Below are 15536 nucleotides of genomic sequence, written 5' to 3' on the forward strand. Positions count from 1 at the left end.
AACGCCATCATTTATCCCGCTATTCGTGGGCAGTAATACTCCCACCTCAAAATTCGGCGAAAGCATTGTCCAGCTCTAGCGGCTAGAATCTCCGGCCGTTTCGCCCCCTCGGACGAGGCAAAAAGCGCCTCTCTGTCAGGGGCGTGGGCGTCCTGCGATTCTGAACGAGCCGCTTCCGCTTTTCTTAAGAAGTTAGGTGGGAGATAAACTGCCCGTAAAAGCCCGATTGGTGAGGGCTAATAATCAGTGGGGGATGAAGAAAACCCCCACTGATTAAAGTTTCATTTTATATGAATGTACTTTTATTTCTCTCCATTTTTGCACCTTCATATCATAACAGGAAATTGTCTCGTCTAGAAAGTGAATTCAAATAGAATGTATATTTCTATGAATATGAAAATTGTAATAGTTTATGTGGAATTCAGAAGATATAATGAATTATAACAATTGGGTTTTTTATCCATCCCTATTAATGTAGTAGTGCTAAAAATAGAATGTAAAGGGGATAGAGGTTGTGGAAGGTTATGTAGCACAAGAGAAGAAAACAAGTCAGATTCAAGTAGTAAGAGCAGATATAAGTCATGTCGAAGGGATTGCACAGGTTTGTATGGATGGGTGGTTAGCGACATATGATGGTTTGCATAGTCAGGAATATATCGATCGAGTCATTGAAGAATACTATAATTACGAGCGTATTCATAAGGAAGTACTGACGAATGACGAAAATTGGTATGGTTGGTACGTTGCACTTGAAAACGGGCAGGTTGTTGGAGCGATTGGTGGAGGGACAACAGGTGAAAAGTGTGGAGAAATTTTTGTCCTCTATTTAGATCCGAATCGAAGAAGAGAAGGCATTGGGACATTGTTAGTAGACTGTTTTACAGAAATTCAAAAAGAAAAAGGGATTTTAGGGCAGTGGGTGTCAGTTGCAAAGGGGAATGAAAAAGGAATTCCTTTTTACGAGGCAAAGGGATTTGTAAAACAATTTGAACGTCAGGACCTAGGAAGTACGGAAGAAGAACAGGCTGTATATTACAGGTACTGCCGAAATATATAGCAAAATAGCCTCTGCTAAAGAGGCTATTTCATATTTACATGTATCTTTTGTTCGTAGTGCGCAAGCTGATTATTGTCGAAAACAGAAGTATGATCGTATATGCTTTCATCTTGTAAAACAGTGGGTAAAAAATGCTTTGTTAAAGCGTTTATTCCTCTATTTTCTTTAGATAAAATCCAAGAACTATGCTTCCAATCTAAAATTCCTTCAGCTACTTTTTTTGGAGTATGATATGAAATATGTGCTGGGAGGTTAGCGGTAAAAAGGTACAATCCATCGAAATTTGTACTGTCACTTGTCCATGATAATGTTCCTTTATAGGTGACTTCTTTCTCCGTTAAATGTAGTCCTGTCTCTTCCTCAATCTCACGTAGAATACATGCCATTGGCGTTTCCGTTTCTATCATTTTACCCCCAACGCCATTCCACAATCCTTGCAGCGGTGCTTTTTCCCGATTTAGCATTAATATTTCATTATCTTTTCTTATAAAGCAAAGTGTTTGGTTGTACATGTAATTCCCCCTTATTTCTATAATTCTACATAAATAGCTAAATTCCATTTCATTTCGCGGGAAATAATATGAAAAACAGTAGCTTTGTCGAAAGCTACTGTTAGAAAGAGGTTACCTTTTTATTTATAAACTGAATGAGCAATAAAAAAACAATCGACATACCGACAGTTGTAAGAACGAGCGCCCATGCAAGTGGCATGTTACTAGCATCAATTGCCATATAAATGGCAGTTGGGATCGTTTGTGTTTTACCAGGAATATTACCAGCGAACATAAGCGTCGCACCAAATTCTCCTAGGGCGCGAACGAAACTTAAAATCATTCCGCCAAGTAGAGAAGGGAGTGCGAGTGGTAATGTTACATGTAAGAACACTTGTAATTCATTTGCTCCAAGGTCTCTAGCCCCGTCTTCAATTTGTTCATTGGCAATGCTAAACCCCGCTTTTGCTGATTGGTACATAAGCGGAAATGCAACTACAGTTGAAGCAATCACAGCAGCCCAAGATGTAAACATAATAGATTGTTGAAACAAAGTTTCGATCCACTGACCGAGGGGACTGCTTTTTCCAAAGATAATAATGAGGAAAAATCCAATTACAGTGGGCGGCAGTACCATCGGTAATAGAAAAAAGGTTTCTAACAAAATTTTATAGCGCTTCGAGGACCGAGCTAAAACACGTCCAACTATCGTTCCAAATACCATCACAATGATTGTAGAAAGTGCAGCAACTTTTAGTGAAAGAATGATAGGTGACCAAAATGTATCAAATGTCATCGTTACAATTACAACGCTGTAAAACCATATTTTTTAAAGATCGCCATAGCGTCTTTAGACTGTAAGTATTCATAAAAAGCAGTTACCTCTTTTTTATGTTTCGTTGCTTTTACAATTCCTAATGGATAGCGGATTGGTTCGTGTGAATTTGCCTGGGCTGTGTTAGCGATTTTCACTTTCTTTGAAATAAGGGCGTCTGTTTTATAAACAATCCCCGCATTAACATTTCCTGTTTCTACGTATGTTAATACTTGGCGCACATCTTTTGTGTATACAATTTTACTTTGAAGGTCGTTCCAAAGATTTAAATGAGTAAGCGTCTCTTTTGCGTATTTTCCAGCTGGAACAGATTCAGGTGTACCTAATGCAATTTTTGTTGCTTGCTCATCTTTTAACGATTGAAAGTCTTTTAAATTACTATCTTTAGGAACAACTAATACTAACTCATTACCGAGTAGGTTTTTTCCTTCTTTTTGATCAATAAGTCCTTTCGATACGAGCGTTTGAAATTTATCTTCTGCGGCAGAGAAGAATAAATCAACAGGAGCTCCTTGTTCAATTTGCTGTTGAAGCTTGCCAGAACCATCGAAGTTAAATGAGAGCTTTATATTTGATTCTTTCTTTTCATATTGTGCTTGAATCTCTTTTAATGCATCTTGTAAACTAGCTGCTGCAGAAACGGTAAGTTCAACCTTTTCTTCTTTAGCAATTGTTTTTTCTTGTTTATTTGTGTTTGTACATCCTACATTTGTTACGAGAAGTAGTGTGAATAAAATACTGCAAATTAAACGAAATATGTGCTTGTTCATTTTCATTTCTCCCTTCTTTTATCCCCAATCTAATTATAACTAGATATAATTAATTATAAATAGTTATATTTAGTTATGTTGTGATTTTTCTCACGATAGTGAAAATAAATAGAAAGAAAACTGGAATTTTTGTTACAATGAAGGCAGAAAGCGAGGAATCGGCTTATGGATCATCATTCCTACACAACAGAAGAAGTAGCGAAACGGTTAAAAGTATCAAAATTAACAGTGTATGATTTGATTAAAAAAGGTGAATTACCCTCTTATCGAATTGGTAGGCAAATGCGTGTTGATGCTAGTGATTTAGAGCAATATATTACAAAAATGAAAACAGGAAAAGTCCAGGTAGTTTCTTCATCTATGCAAGTAATGAACCCGCCAAGTAAATCTGATTCTTGTATTATCAGTGGACAAGATTTGTCTTTAGATATGTTAACGAAACATGTAGAGAGCCGTTTGAAAGTTTCTAATATGTTAAGGGCATATCAAGGGAGCTTAACAAGTTTGATTCAGATGTATCAAGGAAAAGGAGACATTGTGAGCCTTCATTTGTTCGATGGGGATACGGGGGAATACAACATTCCGTATGTAAAACGAATTTTAGTTGGACAGCCTTGTATTGTTATGAATTTATTATCAAGAACATCAGGTTTTTATGTGCAAAAAGGAAATCCGAAACGAGTGCAAACATGGAATGATTTATGTGGTACATCCATTCAATTTGTAAATAGGGAAAGAGGATCTGGTATTCGAGTTCTTGTCGATGAACAGTTGCGTATAAACGGAATATCAAAAATGGACATTTGTGGATATGATTGGGAAGAATCAAATCATATTGGTGTTGCTTCTCAAGTTGCAAATGGAAAAGCTGACGTAGGAGTAGGAACAGAAAAAGTCGCGCAAATTGTAAATGTAGATTTTGTTCCGCTTATACAAGAACGTTACGATTTAGTAATTTTAAAAACAGAGGAAAACATGGAGCTGATTGAAACAGTAAAAAAGGTATTACAGTCTCCTGAATTTCAAAATGAATTGCGTGCTATTGGTGGTTATGATATAGGTAAAACGGGTCAAATTATGTATGAAACAAACTAAAAAGTGCTGCTTGTAAGATTACAGGCGGCACTTTTAGCTATATAAAGGGGGAGGGGGGTTATACAAGGACATGTGCAAGCGCGTAAATAACTACGGTAAGAAGAGCGGCGCCGCTTACAAGTCCCATGTAATCAAATTTATTAAAAGTAATGTTGTTCATAGTGATCTCTCCTTACTTATGTAATGCAGTAGCAACAATTTTGCATCGATAAAGGGGATAACACAAACCGCCTTGTAGTTACAACCTTTGTTTAGTATGTGAGTGCCTTTTCGATGTTTTTTGCTGCCCTGTTTCTGATTTAAGTATATGACAGGTGAAAGGGAGTAACTATCGAATTAGCTTACAGTAGCATTACAGTTTTGTAAGGAAAAAATTTTAAAAATTGTCACTTAATTTTATTACCAACTATTAATACTTAGTGTTATAATCGAAAATATATAAATCAAATTAAAAAACTGGCATAAAATCCTTTTCTGCCACAGGCAATGTTCAAATAAAGAGAGAAAGCAAGTGCAGGTTATTTTTTGTTCAGCACGGCAGCAACTTGTGTGTTGGAAAGTCAAATTGGATTTATATAAATACAGTTATAAAAAATTAAATTGTAGAAGGGAACAGATCGAATGTATACATTCATTGTAAGGGTGTTGAAATATATATTTAAAACATTTGGGAAAGTGGAGGTATATGGAAAAGAAAAATTACCGCAAAGCGGAGCATATGTCGTAGCTTGTACTCATAGAAGTTGGATGGATGTTGTCATGTTAGCGACGGGGATGTTACCAACAAAAATTTACTATATGGCTAAAAAGGAATTGTTTGAAAGTAAATTTGGGAATTGGTTTTTTAATGGGGTAAATGCGTTTCCGGTTGATCGTGAAAATCCAGGACCAAGTACGCTGAAAATTCCATCTAGGTTATTAAAAGAAGGAAAAGTTGTGGGAATTTTCCCGAGCGGAACGAGATCTGCTGAGGCTACTTCATTGAAAGCTGGTGCTGTTACAATTGCCTTTCGTTCTAATGTTCCGTTAGTTCCGGCTGCATACGTTGGGCCTAACAGTTTAAAAGAATTGTTTCGTGGAAAAAGAGCGCAATTAATTTTTGGTGATCCGATTCAAGTAGAGCAGTCAGAACAAATGGATCGTAAAGAAGTGATGAAACTGATGACAGAAAAATTAAATGAGACGTTTACACAGTTAAAAGAAACGTTGCAAGAGGATAAAAGAGCATAATGATAATAGGAAAAGACGACCTGGCATAGAAGGTCGTCTTTTCAAATTTATCTATATAAGGGGAAAGGGGACACAAAATTATATAAGCATTACTGCGGCAACATAAATGGATGCTGTAAGAAGAGTCGCGCCGCCAGCAAGCCCTACGTAATCAAACTTGTTAAAGGTAATTTGGTTTTCCATTATAATCTCTCCTTATCTGATTTCATTGTACGAAATCGGGGGCATTTCAACTATCGAATTAGCTTACAGAAAGCTTACATTTTTGTAAGAGAAGTGTAAGGCAGTTCAATGGTATGCGTAACCTTTCTTTTCTAAACTGAGAGAAAGGTTACGCATAAAATGCAAGGGAGGAAACCAAATTGGAAAAGATACGGAGACGTATATTTTTTTGGGCACTTGCTAGTATTGTTATCGTTGTCTTACTATTACCAACAAAGCTTGGTCCAGTAATTGATAAGTATAATCCGTTTTATCAAACGAAAGCGTATTACACAATTGTAAAAGGGATTGGTCAACATATTGGAGATGGCTGGTATGAATATGAGTTTGTTGGATATGATGAAGACGGACGGGAACAGAAGATTACAAAAACGATTCAGAAAATGTTAAAACAAAATGAACCGTTAGAAATCATTGCAAAAGGGCGTTATGCTGAGAGATTAGTTGAAATAGATAAAGAAGATATTCCGTTAAATGCGAGAGGGAAACTTTTAACAATACAATAAAAAGAAAGACATATTACAATACTGTAAGGTATGTGTAATGTAATTCGATAGTTGCGATCGTGGGTATGACCTATAATAAAAATAGAAAGAACGAAATACATCTTTCTGTCTGAAGTAATAATGTGATGAAAAGGATTAACAACCAACTATATGTAAGTCTCATCTCAAAGGAGATGGGACTATTTTTCTACCTTACAAAAATGTAAGGTTTACGTAAGCAAATTCAATGGCTCTTTTGTCATATTTCTCTCATAATGAAAATAGATATAAAAGTTAGGGAGATTATAGAAGGGAGACGATTGAAATGCAAAAAGAAGAAGTAGTTAATGTTCCGTTAGTAGAGTGGTTTAGCTACTTTGGTGTTGCGATTGTATGTATTGGGATTTTTGATATAATCACAAACTTTATTGTTTAATAATATAGATGAAACAAGAAGGCGAGCCTTCTTGTTTTTTTATTTTATATATATTTTAGAAATTTGTACTATATAAATGCGAGTTGGTGATATAAAGGCCACTTTCTTTTTATGGGTGGGCGAGAGCATCTGGCCATGTATAGGGGCCCTTTCCTGCCGTGTGCGGAGTTTAAAACAAGAGAGTAGGTCATATTTTATTCTGCACAGCAGCGACCTTTATGTCGGAAAATGAAAGTGGATGTCGCTATCAATCATTGAAACTCGTTTTGATAATTGATAGCAAAATATTACATTTTTATAGTTGTTTCGTATCCTCTGCATCGTAAAATCAGCCTTAAGAAGGATGTTGGTGCTGTATATTCTTGGTATGATAGATAAGGAAACAGTTGTATATACGTAATGCTGAAAGGGGACAAATTTCAGCGAAAGAAGAGGGCATACACATGAAGAAATTCTTTGTAGGATTCTTAGTAGTTTTAGGAGTATATATGTTTTTTCGAGGCGAATCAGCAGGTGTGGGGAAACCTGTAAATCAGATGAGTTATGTTGATTCAGAAGAAGCAAAACAGGCGAAACAAGTTATTAGCGAAGAGGCTAAGAAATATAATCTTCCAGAGTGGATACCCCTTACAATTGCTGAGCATGAGAGTCGTTTCAATCCGAGAGCTATTGGAGATCAAGGAACATCGTTTGGGTTGTTTCAATTGCATCGCGGTGGTGGACTTGCTCCGGAGAATCTAACAGATGAGGAGTTAAAAGATCCGCGGAGAAATGCTGAAATTGCTATGCCTCATTTGGCAAAAGGATATAAAAGAGGTATGGAAAAAGGGTTAACAGAATTTGAGTTACTTAAATATGTAGCGAACACATCTGGCTGGCCGGGTACTCTCGGGCCAGAGTGGACTGATAAAAACATGAAATATAATATCGGACTAGAGAATGTATATTATCAAAATAAAGGTGTTATGAAAGAGTAGGTCCTGTGATGACCTACTCTATTTTTCTGTAAAATATGTCGCTAACTGCGCTTTTACTGCTTGTAATTGCATAGAAACTTGAGGGATTTTATAGCCGACGTATAGTGGTGAAACGACAAAGCGAGGAACGACTTTACATATAATGTTTCCATTTAAGCTATAAAAGAACATGTTATAACTATTACATCGTTTATGAAAGTCTTGTAATACGTAGCGTATAGTTTTTTGAATATAATCGGCCATTAGATCCATTTGATTTTTATTTTCTATTATAATGTTAAACTCTACGAAACCGATAATTGGATGAGTAGAAATATTTAGTTCAATTCCATGTTCTTTGCTTACAACGATTCCTTTGAAATGTTCGGTTCTTACATTTTGTCGATAGTCGACTTGTTCCATACCAATAATTTGCATATGGGCATGGTGGATTGTTCCTCCTGATAGAGGTCCGTGGTTTTTATATAAAATAACAGATTGGAATTTTCCGCTTTCTTCTAATGATAACCAGTGCCCAACTGAAAATCGGATAAGCTTTCGCATATGCTCTTGTGTATAGGTTGCAATATGATCATGACAGTTATCAGTTTCGATAATGACTGTTTGTAATGTGTTTTGTAATGTTGGATATTTATTTTTTAGCCAAATAATTGTTTCATCTGTTTCTAAAATGTCGCTTAGTTGTGTTTGATCGCAAAATGGGCAAGCTGTTTCTTTATTTTGCATACTGTTTGGTTTTTGTTGTCCAATCTGATTTGAAAAGTATAGCTGTTGTTGCATCTTTATATTTCTCCCCCTATTTGTCATACTCCAACTAATACATATTCGTGAAAAGTCATTTTAAATCCTTTATAGTAGAATTAGGGAAAGATAGACATATTATAAAAATTTCCAGCAGCAATTTGTGATAGAGCAAAACAAAGACGAGATACTCTTCCTAATTTAGGATATCTCGTCTTTATTGTTTTCGTTATCTTTTTATAAATTGTTAATTTCATCAATGATTGGTTTTGCATCAACTAAAATGTGAATAACGGTTTTTACAATATCCAGCACGTTCTATTCCTCCTTATGATTTTGAACCACAGCTGCCTTTTATATATGAATGTGTCTATTTACATTATTTTCAGAAAAATGACTATCCAAACGTGTTTTAGGAGAGTATAATGAAAAGGTAAGTATAAAATTCCGTACGAAAGAGGTGAAAGAGATGAATCGTTCTATAGTTATGCGCACGCAATTTTTAGATTTTATCTACATTTGTCGTGCGATTTTTCATCGTGTAGTTGCTAACGGGATACGTATGCCCTTTTTTAGCAATTTCATAATAACTATTGAACGATAGAGGTCTCTTCACCCATTTTATAGAAACGTGTGAAAAGGGAACTATGGTGGTTCCCTTTTCTATTTTGAAATGAAAGCCGTGGGTAAGGTTCTTTACTCATGGCTTTTTTACGTTGAAAGGAGTACGGAAAAAATGATGATTTGTAGTGTAAACAATATAGCGAAGACGTTTGGTGGAAATTTCATATTTGAAAATATATCATTTGAAATAAAGACAGGTGAACGCATTGGGCTAGTTGGTCGAAACGGTAGTGGGAAAACAACAATTTTTCAACTATTAACGGGAATTGAAAATGTGGATGGCGGTGCGATCCACATGAAGAAAGGGACGCGTATTGGTCATGTTGCCCAAATTCCGAAGTTTACTGAAGGAATGACTGTGTATGATGTATTATGTTCTGCGTTTGCGAAAGAGCAAGCATTAGAAAGAAAGATGCGTGAACTTGAACAGAAGATGGCGGTAAATGTTACGGAAAAAATGATGGCGGAGTACGGAGAAATACAGGAGCAATTTTCGTTCCTAGGCGGTTATGAAATAGAAGCAAATATTATGAAAGTGGCTAATGGACTGCAAGTGACAGAATTATTTTCACGCAATTTTAGGGAGCTAAGCGGCGGTGAACAGACGAAAGTGAGTCTTGCATATATGCTCCTTAAAAAGCCGGACTTATTGCTTCTAGATGAACCGACAAACCATTTAGATTTATTCGCAGTGGAATGGCTTGAGCAATTTTTAAAGGAATATGACGGGACAGTCGTTGTGATTTCACATGATCGTTATTTCTTGGATGAAGTCGTAACGAAGATTTTTGATTTAGAAGATGGAGAATTATATGTATACCATACGAACTATTCGCGGTTTGTAAAGGAGAAAGAAGAAAGATTGTTGCAAGAGTTTCAAGCGTATCAAGAGCAGCAAAAGAAAATAAAGAAAATGAAAGAAGCCATTAAAAGGCTTAGAGAGTGGGCCAATCAAGCGAATCCGCCAAACGAGGGATTGCATAAACGTGCCCGCAATATGGAACGTGCTCTAGAGCGAATGGAGAAATTGAAGAAACCAGTTTTAGAGCATAAGCAAATGGGGCTTCAGTTTGAAGGACAAGAACGCAGCGGTAAAGACGTTGTGGTCATGAAAGAAGTAGGAAAGAGTTTTGATGAACGTGTTTTATTTCAAAATGTAGAATTACATGTTCGTTTTCAAGAGCGCGTTGCGGTTGTTGGACGGAACGGTACAGGAAAGACAACGCTATTGAAATTATTATTACAAGAAATGAATCCAGATATAGGTGAAATTCGCATTGGTAGCGGAGTAAAACTCGGCTATTTGTCTCAACATGTGAATGTGGACAGTAAACAAACGGTATTAGAAATGTTCAGGGAACAGGTAGCAGTAACAGAAGGAGAAGCACGTCATATACTTGCTCGCTTTCTATTCTACGGCATGGCTGTATTTAAAAAGGTGAATCAATTAAGCGGGGGCGAACGAATGCGTTTGCGGTTAGCGCAGCTTATGTATCAAGATATTAATTTTCTTGTACTCGATGAACCGACAAATCACCTTGATATTGAATCAAGAGAAGTATTGGAAGAAGCGCTTGAACAGTATAATGGCACAATTTTAGCGGTTTCTCATGATCGTTATTTTCTAAATAAGTTGTTCCCTAAAACGTATTGGATTGATAATCAAACAGCGTATGGATTTACTGGGAATTATGCCTTTGCACGTGAAAAGTGGCAAGAAAAAAGAGAGAAAGAACAACGAAGCGTTGTGAAAAAGGAAAAAGCACCACCTGTGCCGAAGCCTATAAATAAGGAGATTATCGATCTGGAAGAGCATGTTATGAATGTGGAGCAAAGTATATACGAACTAGACTGCAAAATGGCTAAAACGAAAAATATTGCAGAGTTAGAGAGGCTGCATAATGAAAAAGAGCGAAAAGAATTGTTAAGAACAAAATTATATGAGGATTTAGAGAATGATATAGATATGTAGAATTAAAAAGCTGGTGGATACCAGCTTTTTAAATTGTGTATGTATCTTATATATAAATTCATTTAAGTCATCGCTTTGTTGTTGTACTACACGTGACCCGCTTAATTTTTAGATGTTGATTCTTTTTTTGTAGAAAATAACCACATGAAAAATTCATAAAATACGACTATAAATAATGACTGTATAATATTCTCGATCCATTTGAATTGATTATAATTGTTATAATCAAATAAAACGAGAATAATATATAGGGGAATCAAAAAAATTAAAGGTCTTTTAAGTTTTAGATTCATAAGGTACCATTCTCCTTTACATATTAACCACAATTCCACTGTAGCATAAAACACTTACAGTTTCTATATATTGGAATTTCAGTATGACATTCCTGTTTTTTAAGAAAGATGGTTTGATGATTCGGATGGGGAGGAATATGGAGTCTGTATATTTTGTTTGAATACGGGGGGAAACTTTATGCTAGGATATGCCCGGCTACTTACGATTGTTCTCATTTGTATTGTGTATGCTTTGCATATTCCACATGGGAAACTAGGCTTACAATTATTTGTTGGCGCTGCTTGTCTGATTTATGTTGTGAATCATTGTTTGCTTATGATGCCTCGTAGCGGAGAGCGACGAATATTTTTTATATTGTTATCGAATGGGATTGTAACAGCTATATTTGGATTCTTATTTCCAAAAGTAGATTTGTATTTAATTTTGTTCGGTGTAGATGCGGTAACTTTATTTATTAATATTCAATCGAAAATGATAGCCCGTTTTTTTATAGGATTTTTCTTTATCTGTTGGTTTGCTATTTTAATATATTCATATCAATATTTTGGAGCGTTTGAAATTTGGGGCAATATTATTTCGTTTATGTTCGTTGTATTTAGTGCTCTTACTGGTGGGTTAATTAAAAAACTAACATCAGCTCGCCAAACGGTAGATGAACAGTATGAAAAGCTAACTTCATCACATGAAGCACTTCAGGAGGCACATGAGCAATTGCAGCTATATGCAAAAGAAGTGGAAGAATTAACGGCAGTGAAAGAGCGAAATGATATTGCACGTGAAATTCATGATACGGTAGGTCATAATATGACGGCATTACTTGTTCAATTACAGCTTGCTGAGGAATTATTGAAACAGAAATCAGATCAAACTGGAACGGTTCTGCAAACATGTCATGAGTTAGCGAAAAAATCGTTGCAAGAGGTGAGGGCCTCTGTGCGAACTTTGAAAGAAGAAAATACAGGAGACTTAGTCAGTAATATTAGGCAAATGTTAAATGAATTTTCGAATGCAACAAATGTGAGAACGACATTTAAACTGAACGGTGATCCAGTCATTATTCCGTTATCATTACACCCCACTATATTGCGTATTATGCAGGAATCGTTAACAAATGCAAAGCGTCATGGTAAGGCAGGTACATGTGAAATGAAACTGTCTTGTTTAGATGGAAAGGTGCATATTTCTATTTCTGATGATGGAACAGGCGTAAATGAAGTACATCCTGGTTTTGGACTAATCAATATGAAGGAGCGCGTAGAAGAACGCGGGGGAATGATTCGGTTTGAAAGTGAAAAAGATAAAGGATTTCAACTAAACGTGGAGTTCCCACTAAGGGAAAAGACGTGGGTGATAGGGGGCGCGGTATGATTCGAATTATGATTGTTGACGATCAGTCGCTAGTTCGTGATGGATTAGCGATGTTATTAAATTTACGCCCAGAACTTGAAGTGGTTGGAACTGCAAGCGATGGAGAAGAAGCTGTGCAAAATGCAAAGCGGCTTCAACCTGAAATCATTTTAATGGATATTCGGATGCCTCGTACAAACGGTGTGGAGGGAACGCGTTTAATAAGGGAGCGATTTCCTCATATAAAAGTACTTATGTTGACAACGTTTAATGATAGTGAACTTATTTTTGAAGCGCTTGAACAAGGGGCAAGCGGCTATTTATTAAAAGATATGGCGACAGATACAATTGTGCAAGCGATCTTGACTGTGCATGCTGGAGGCGTTGTACTCCCGCAAGATATTACCGCTCAAATTGTGAAAGAATTGAAGAAAACGAAAGATTATGTTGCTGAGCAGTGTGTTCCAGAACAAATCGGACAGTTAACAGAGCGAGAAATAGAAGTGTTGCGGGAATTAGGATATGGATTAAATAATAAAGAAATCGCGGAGAGATTATTTATTACGGAAGGAACGGTAAAAAATCACGTCTCCAATATTATTAGTAAATTGGAGCTTCGTGACCGAACGCAAGCAGCTATTTTTGCTGTGCGGTACGGTGTGACAGCTTACATATGACTTTTGGCATAGATAAGTATGAAAAAGCAGCAGATGATGCTGCTTTTTTGTTATGCATTTTCTATCTAAAGAGCGATGGAAAGATGAAGGTTTTTTTTTACAATCATAGTGAGATTACATTAAAGGGGTTGAATCGACATGTTAGTCGTAGATCATATTACAAAGTCTTTCGGGAAAAAAGAAGTCGTGAGGGGCGTATCATTTTCGATTGAGAAAGGGGAAACATTTGGACTGCTTGGTCCAAATGGTGCAGGGAAATCAACAACAATTTCAATGATTTGTGGGCTCTTTCCATATGATAGCGGGGATATACGTGTTGGTGGAAAGTCTGTGAAAGAGCATCCGATGGAGACGAAACAAAAAATTGGTGTTGTTCCGCAAGATATTGCTTTATATCCGACACTTTCGGCGAAAGAGAATTTAATTTTCTGGGGAAAAATGTATGGACTTAGCGGAGCGGCAGCAAAGAAACGTGCGGATGAAGTGCTAGCGTATGTTGGTCTAGAAGAACGCGCGAAAGATAAAATTGAAACATTTTCAGGCGGTATGAAGCGCCGTGTAAATATCGGCGTGGCACTTATGCATGAACCTGAACTATTAATTATGGATGAACCGACAGTTGGAATTGACCCGCAATCACGAAATCATATTTTAGAAACAGTGAAAAAGTTAAATGAAAAGGGAATGACAGTTATTTATACGAGTCATTACATGGAGGAAGTCGAATATTTATGTGAGCGCATTGCGATTGTAGATCATGGAAAGGTCATTGCGCTTGGAACGAAGAGTGAACTATGTAATCGTCTTGCAGATGGTTTCATGGTGAAGCTACAGGTTAATCATTACGAACAACAATTATTGCAGAAATTACAAGCACTTCCTGTTGTAGAGCGTATTGTAGGGGATGAGGATTCGAATACGATTGATATTGCTCTAACACATAGTGATGCAGTTGGTATGGTCGTTTCAGAAGTTGTTGGAAATCGTGTGCAAATTGCAAAGCTTGAAGTACAAGAACCGAATTTAGAAGCACTCTTTTTACAACTAACTGGTCGTTCACTTCGTGATTAAGGAGGAGAGAATATGAAAAGTTTTATTATCGCATGGAAAGATTTTAAGATACGCTTTACGGATCGGCGTGGTTTCATGATGATGTTACTTATGCCGCTTTTATTAACAGCTATTTTAGGGTCAGCTTTAAGTGCGGTTATAGATGAAGGCGGATTACCGAAAACAGTAATTGGCTACTATCAGGAAGATGAAGATACGTTTGCTACTATGTTTCGAACAGACGTATTGGAGGCAAAAGAAATAAAAGATGATGTGAAAGTCGAGAAAGTTTCGTCGCGAACCGATTTAGAAAAGATGTTGAAGGAGAAGAAGATTGACGCTGGGATTATCATTCCGAAGCAGTGGAGTGAACATATACAAGAAGGGAAATTTAAAAAAGTTGAACTGCTTACGGATCCTGCGAAAGACATACAAGCAAAAATTGCAGATTCATTCATTCAATCTTTTGCTGAACGAGTGCAAACGGTAGCTTTTGCGACAAAGAGCGTAGTAACGGACCTGGCGCAATCTCAACAAGGGAATGTGCAAGAAGTAGCAAAGAATATGGGAACAGACTTACAATCTATTGCAACTTCACATGAAACTGGAATTCAAACAGGCACAATTGGTAAGAAAACGGTTGTGGCTATGCAATACTATGCGGCAGCGATGTTGGTGATGTTTCTTCTATATAACGTAACAGTTGGTGCAAAATCAATTATAGGAGAACGGCGAACAGAAACGTTAGCAAGGTTATTAACGACACCGACAAGTGCTTATTCTGTCTTATTAGGGAAATTTTTTGGAACGTTACTATTTGCGTGTATTCAATTTGGCGTATTTGTCATTGCAACCCATTATGCATTCGGTGTGAATTGGGGGGATGACATTGCACAGCTTATTGCAGTGGGAGTTTCCTATGCGATTTGTGTGTCGGGATTATCGATGCTGATCGCCGCCTTTATTCGAGATGAAAGAACAGCAGATGTTATGGGCGGGATTGGTATTCAACTGTTAGCGGTATTAGGCGGTTCTATGTTACCAATTTATGCATTCCCTAGTACGTTGCAAAAACTTGCTAATATTGCCCCAAATAAATGGGCGCTTACGAGTTTTCTAGATATTATGTCAGGAACGTCTTGGAATACGCTATTACCAATTATTTTGAGTTTATCTAGTGCTGGCATCCTTTCCGTTATCATTGGAACATTACGGTTACGGACTAGATAGGGG

General features: G+C 36.7%; 17 protein-coding genes. 11 read left to right on the plus strand and 6 right to left on the minus strand.

The features are described from left to right. The first annotated feature begins 514 nt into the window (after positions 1–514). Positions 515–1057 (plus strand): GNAT family N-acetyltransferase, encoded by a 543-nt coding sequence (locus tag BR72_RS09635; protein ID WP_081904848.1) that lies wholly within the window; start codon positions 515–517, stop codon positions 1055–1057. A gap of 23 nt (positions 1058–1080) precedes the next feature. On the opposite strand, the gene BR72_RS09640 is transcribed toward BR72_RS09635, so the two are convergent. From BR72_RS09640 to modA, 3 genes are all read right to left on the minus strand, one after another. Continuing rightward, complete coding sequence (locus BR72_RS09640; protein WP_035432417.1) at positions 1081–1569, minus strand: NUDIX hydrolase; 489 nt, start codon at positions 1567–1569, stop codon at positions 1081–1083. Between the two features lie 100 nt (positions 1570–1669). Further along, entirely contained in the window at positions 1670–2344 is a 675-nt protein-coding gene (gene modB, locus BR72_RS09645) for a molybdate ABC transporter permease subunit (RefSeq protein WP_035432420.1), read from the minus strand. Between the two features lie 8 nt (positions 2345–2352). Further along, positions 2353–3153: a molybdate ABC transporter substrate-binding protein gene (gene modA / locus BR72_RS09650; RefSeq protein WP_035432421.1), complete on the minus strand. Its 801-nt coding sequence runs from the start codon at positions 3151–3153 to the stop codon at positions 2353–2355. 165 nt (positions 3154–3318) lie between these two features. Between modA and BR72_RS09655 the strand changes: the two genes are divergently transcribed. After that, the gene (locus tag BR72_RS09655; RefSeq protein ID WP_035432423.1) at positions 3319–4248 is read left to right on the plus strand and encodes a substrate-binding domain-containing protein; all 930 of its coding nucleotides are present in this window, start codon (positions 3319–3321) and stop codon (positions 4246–4248) included. A gap of 58 nt (positions 4249–4306) precedes the next feature. On the opposite strand, the gene BR72_RS26360 is transcribed toward BR72_RS09655, so the two are convergent. Then, entirely contained in the window at positions 4307–4408 is a 102-nt protein-coding gene (locus tag BR72_RS26360; RefSeq protein WP_090999273.1) for a DUF3948 family protein, read from the minus strand. A 461-nt stretch (positions 4409–4869) separates the two neighbouring features. Here BR72_RS26360 and BR72_RS09660 point away from each other — a divergent pair, with 461 nt between their 5' ends. Next, positions 4870–5478, plus strand: coding sequence for a lysophospholipid acyltransferase family protein (locus BR72_RS09660; RefSeq protein WP_035432428.1), 609 nt, complete (start codon positions 4870–4872; stop codon positions 5476–5478). A 78-nt stretch (positions 5479–5556) separates the two neighbouring features. On the opposite strand, the gene BR72_RS26365 is transcribed toward BR72_RS09660, so the two are convergent. Further along, positions 5557–5661 (minus strand): DUF3948 family protein, encoded by a 105-nt coding sequence (locus BR72_RS26365; protein ID WP_090999269.1) that lies wholly within the window; start codon positions 5659–5661, stop codon positions 5557–5559. Between the two features lie 188 nt (positions 5662–5849). Between BR72_RS26365 and BR72_RS09665 the strand changes: the two genes are divergently transcribed. Together BR72_RS09665 and BR72_RS09675 are read left to right on the plus strand one after the other, a co-directional pair. Beyond that, positions 5850–6206 (plus strand): YxeA family protein, encoded by a 357-nt coding sequence (locus tag BR72_RS09665; RefSeq protein ID WP_035432609.1) that lies wholly within the window; start codon positions 5850–5852, stop codon positions 6204–6206. A gap of 858 nt (positions 6207–7064) precedes the next feature. Next, positions 7065–7598 (plus strand): transglycosylase SLT domain-containing protein, encoded by a 534-nt coding sequence (locus tag BR72_RS09675; RefSeq protein ID WP_035432433.1) that lies wholly within the window; start codon positions 7065–7067, stop codon positions 7596–7598. Positions 7599–7616: 18 nt separating this feature from the next. Here BR72_RS09675 and BR72_RS09680 read toward each other — a convergent pair whose 3' ends face one another. Next, entirely contained in the window at positions 7617–8378 is a 762-nt protein-coding gene (locus tag BR72_RS09680) for a DUF4931 domain-containing protein (RefSeq protein WP_035432435.1), read from the minus strand. Between the two features lie 430 nt (positions 8379–8808). On the opposite strand from BR72_RS09680, the gene BR72_RS27450 reads away from it, so the two are divergent. The 6 genes from BR72_RS27450 to BR72_RS09710 all read left to right on the plus strand — a co-directional run bounded on the left by BR72_RS27450 (position 8809) and on the right by BR72_RS09710 (position 15533). Continuing rightward, entirely contained in the window at positions 8809–8943 is a 135-nt protein-coding gene (locus BR72_RS27450; RefSeq protein ID WP_090917231.1) for an RAxF-45 family protein, read from the plus strand. A gap of 132 nt (positions 8944–9075) precedes the next feature. Further along, positions 9076–10935, plus strand: coding sequence for a ribosomal protection-like ABC-F family protein (gene abc-f / locus BR72_RS09685; RefSeq protein ID WP_035432437.1), 1860 nt, complete (start codon positions 9076–9078; stop codon positions 10933–10935). Positions 10936–11406: 471 nt separating this feature from the next. Next, positions 11407–12597, plus strand: a complete 1191-nt coding sequence (locus BR72_RS09695) for a sensor histidine kinase (protein WP_035432441.1) — start codon at positions 11407–11409, stop codon at positions 12595–12597. Continuing rightward, positions 12594–13253 carry a response regulator gene (locus BR72_RS09700; protein WP_035432444.1) on the plus strand — a complete coding sequence of 220 codons (660 nt, stop codon included), beginning with the start codon at positions 12594–12596 and terminating at the stop codon, positions 13251–13253. The genes BR72_RS09695 and BR72_RS09700 overlap by 4 nt, the downstream gene beginning before the upstream one ends. Positions 13254–13391: 138 nt before the next feature. Further along, positions 13392–14324, plus strand: coding sequence for an ABC transporter ATP-binding protein (locus tag BR72_RS09705; protein ID WP_035432446.1), 933 nt, complete (start codon positions 13392–13394; stop codon positions 14322–14324). 12 nt (positions 14325–14336) lie between these two features. Continuing rightward, the gene (locus BR72_RS09710; RefSeq protein WP_035432447.1) at positions 14337–15533 is read left to right on the plus strand and encodes an ABC transporter permease; all 1197 of its coding nucleotides are present in this window, start codon (positions 14337–14339) and stop codon (positions 15531–15533) included. Positions 15534–15536 lie beyond the last annotated feature (3 nt).

The sequence above is a fragment of the Bacillus sp. UNC322MFChir4.1 genome, assembly GCF_000746135.1.
Taxonomy (GTDB): domain Bacteria; phylum Bacillota; class Bacilli; order Bacillales; family Bacillaceae_G; genus Bacillus_A.